Annotated in this window: 1 protein-coding gene and 1 pseudogene; one reads left to right on the top strand and one right to left on the bottom strand. The window is 46.6% G+C overall.

Translation table 11 applies throughout. The features are described from left to right. Positions 1–542: 542 nt before the first annotated feature. Complete coding sequence (gene ilvC / locus PX481_RS18195; protein WP_288095337.1) at positions 543–1,535, top strand: ketol-acid reductoisomerase; 993 nt, start codon at positions 543–545, stop codon at positions 1,533–1,535. 329 nt (positions 1,536–1,864) lie between these two features. On the opposite strand, the pseudogene PX481_RS18200 reads toward ilvC, so the two are convergent. Beyond that, a pseudogene (locus PX481_RS18200) lies at positions 1,865–2,335 on the bottom strand (hypothetical protein); the annotation flags it as partial.

Raw genomic sequence — 2,335 nt, forward strand, 5'->3', positions numbered from 1 at the left:
AGGTTTTGATAACCAAATTAAAGCAGCTCTAAAGAGGTTTGAGTTAAAAGTTAAACTTCAAGTTTTCATTCAGGACAAATGTACTGATTAACTAATTTTTTGGGGAAAATTAGTTAACCCATCATTATAACATATAATTAATTTGCAAGAGTTCTATTTAGCCACGGTGTTAGGAACTAGCGTCGTCAGACGTGGATGGTAAGCTAAACGGCTTTTACTTCGGATCACCGATATAGACTCCAAAAGGGTTATAGCTGTTGGATCATGCAGGTTAAGCGCCGTTTAGCTTAAAACCGCTGCCTAGTCGAGCCGTCAGGACTCAAACGGTAAGTCTGCCAAAGGAAGCGTCAAAAGCACAAAATCTGTGAGATTAGCGTTTCCAAAGCTAATCAAGCGCGAAGCGGATTAGCCTAGTTCATTTTTTCTAGACACTATTTTTTCGTGACTCCAGGAAACCGGCGCTCAAATGCTTCTGACGGGCGTGATTTTCCCGTATAATTAGGAGTTTGCACAGTGACAAAAGAAGTTAAGGAGCGAGTTCGATGGCACGAATGTACTATGATGAGGATGCCAATTTAGATTTATTAGCGGGAAAAACGATCGCTATTATTGGTTATGGTTCCCAGGGTCATGCCCACGCATTAAATCTCAAGGATAGTGGCGTTAATGTGATTGTTGGTCTATATCCCGGCAGTAAATCGGCAATCAAAGCCAAAGAAGCCGGTATTCCGGTTTATGATGTGGCCGAAGCCGCTAAAATTGCCGACTGGATCATGATCCTCTTACCAGATGAAGTGCAGAAAACGATTTATATCAACGAAATTGCCCCGAATTTAAGCGCAGGCAAGGTGTTATCTTTTGCCCACGGCTTTAATATTCATTTCGGTCAAGTGGTTCCCCCGGATAATGTCGATGTGGTTATGGTTGCCCCCAAAGGACCGGGCCATCTCGTCCGTCGCACCTACGAACAAGGTCAAGGAGTCCCCTGTTTATTCGCCGTCTATCAAGATGCTACCGGCCAAGCACGCGATCGAGCGATGGCCTACGCTAAAGGTATCGGTGGCACTCGGGCCGGGGTTTTGGAAACCACTTTCCGCGAGGAAACAGAAACCGACCTTTTTGGCGAACAGGCAGTATTATGCGGTGGTTTAAGTGCTTTAATTAAAGCTGGCTTTGAAACCCTCGTGGAAGCTGGTTATCAGCCCGAATTAGCCTATTTTGAGTGTTTACACGAGGTGAAACTGATCGTCGATCTGATCGTCGAGGGCGGTTTGGCCAAAATGCGCGATAGTATTTCCAATACAGCCGAGTACGGTGACTACACTCGCGGTCCGCGGGTGGTGACGGAAGCGACTAAGACCGCAATGCGGAAAATCCTCGGGGAAATTCAATCGGGACAATTTGCCAGAGAGTTTGTCCTCGAAAATCAAGCAGGTAAACCGGGTTTCACCGCTATGCGTCGTCAAGAAGCAGAACATTCGATCGAAGAAGTCGGCCAAGACCTGCGGGCAATGATGAGTTGGCTTAAACGCTAGTTCTCTTTTTTTTCGGTGGGGGGTTGGACGCAACGCGGCAATTCTTGCCCTTGCGTCCGTCCCGACACCCCACACCCCACACCCCAAAAGGAAAACCTCCTATGTCACCATTTAAGATAACTGCTGTATTCCCATTTCAGTAGCCCTCCTGCAAAAATAAGTTATCGAGCCGCTATTGGGTCACAATATCTAAAAACTCGGATAAATTCGACATAATCTTAGGTTTTATGCATAGTCTAGTCGTCTCTTGTCTTTTTTCTTCTCCTGACTCCCGACGACCGGCTACTGACTCCTAACCCTAACAACAATTTTTGATTTTTACAAGAGGTCTAGTAGATCGCCTCTCGTGATTTGACCAGACCGATCGCCCGTAAACCGGCAATCACACCACAACCGATCACCATACCGACAAAGGAACGAATCAGATTTTCTAGGGGAACGATCCCAATTAAAGCGATCCAGACTTCTTCGGGCCAGTTAAAAATCGAGTAGGTAATGGCGACGGCCCCTAAATGGGAGAGGCCGCTGGCGGTCCAGGTACCCCCAAAAATTCCCGCCGCTACTAGGGCCAAATTGCTGCCTTTGATCCAATGGGTAAAAAGAGTCCGGGTTGGTAGGATAAATAATACCAAAGCTGACCAATCGACGAAAGCCCCGGCAATAAAGATTCGTGGCGAAATGCCGTTCAGTCCGATCGCCCGGTTAGCGTAGATAAACAGGGGAATCAGAAAAATTAACGTTAATCCTAACCACCAATAACGGCGTTTTTTGCCTAAAACCATCGTTCCCGCCACAAAACT

The sequence above is a fragment of the Microcystis sp. M53603_WE2 genome, from assembly GCF_030065435.1.